The sequence below is a fragment of the Bradyrhizobium sp. P5_C11_2 genome, assembly GCF_054049755.1.
In genome coordinates, this window is sequence record NZ_JBFULT010000973.1 from 1 (window position 1) to 1490 (window position 1490).

The 1490-nt window shown below is 64.8% G+C and carries 1 protein-coding gene; it reads right to left on the minus strand.

Features of this window, described 5'->3' with window-relative positions:
• Positions 1–387: 387 nt before the first annotated feature.
• On the minus strand, positions 388–1490 hold a 1103-nt coding region (locus ACXJL8_RS40835; RefSeq protein ID WP_456687014.1), incomplete at its 5' end, for a metal-dependent hydrolase family protein.

The window sequence follows — 1490 nt, forward strand, 5'->3', positions numbered from 1 at the left end:
ATCGTCCACACGACGCAGCGGACGCAAGGAACCGGCAAAGTTCGTCACAATCCACCGTGACCCCACGAATTAAATTGCCGCCGGGCGCAGTAAGTGGTCGAATTCACAGCGAATCTTGTCGTCCTTCGAGACGATGACTGCGTCAGCGAGCTTGACTCATGCTAGCCGAGAAATTCTTTCTGGTGCTGGAAACGCTGAGAAGCCATGCGTCCGATGACAGGCCGGAGATTGTGACAAGCCCTCCGAAGCCAATCGCGATCTCTCAAATCGCAGCCACCTTGCGGCGCCGAAAGCCGGTTGCGGACGATCGGGACTAGAAGCGATCCGGTTTCCTGGGGCATCATGCGTTGGCAAGCGCACCTGATGTGGTCAGTGCACGCACGCGCCTCAGCGCGCGAGACTGTTCTTGTAGATCTTGCCGCCCTTCATGATCACCACAAGGTTCTTCGCGGGATCTTCGACGAGCTTGATGTTGTCGAGCGGATTGCCGTCGACGAGCAGGAGATCGGCGAGCGCGCCCTCCTCCACCACGCCGAGCTTGCCGGGATAGGGATTTCGCGGACCCGACAGGCTCAGCAATTCGGCATTGCTCGATGTCGCCATGGCCAGCGCTTCGGCCGGCGTGTACCAGCGCGTGAGCGCGGCCAGCATTGAGCCCTGCCTGTCCGCCAACGCCTTCGAGAACAGGACGTCGGTGCCGAACGCGGTCTTGATGCCGTACTTTTTCGCCAGCGCGTAGACGCGGTCGGTGCCGGTGACCACCTGCCGCATCTTGTCCTGCTCTGCAGGTCCGAGCGCGCTTGCGGCGGCGGCATCCAGGAACGGCTGCGTGCTGAGCCAGATCCCCTTCTCCGCGATCAGCTTGGCGCTCGCCTCGTCCATGAGGTGACCATGCTCGATGCATCTCACGCCGGCTGCGATCGAGCGCTGGATCGCGACCGGCGTATAGGCGTGCGTGGCGACATAGGTGCCCCAATTGTCGGCGGCTTCGACCGCCGCGCGCAGCTCGGGTTCGGTGAAGGTGGAGACGTCGAGCGGGCTGAAGGGCGACGCGACGCCGCCGCCCGCCGTGAGCTTGACCTGCGAGGCACCCTGCATGAGCTGCTCGCGCGCGCGAACGCGCACCTCGTCGGGACTGTCGGCGACCATGCTGCCGCCGACCTGCTCCATGCGGCTGAGCATGCCGCCGATCGTTCGCGGCAGATCGGAGAGCTGCCGGAAGTCGCCATGACCGCTGGTGACGGTGATGATGGCACCGGAGGGATAGATGCGCGGACCGGCGACGAGATCCTCGTCGATCGCCCGCTTGAGGCCGAAACTCGGCCCGCCCATGTCGCGCACCGTGGTGAAGCCGCGCATCAGCGTCGCGGTCGCCTCACTGGCGGCGAGCAGATTGTTGTAGCCGATGTCGCCGAGGGCCCCGGCCGGCGTCGGACGCACCAGCATCGCGTGCCAATGCGCATCGATCAGCCCCGGCATCAGCACCCGGC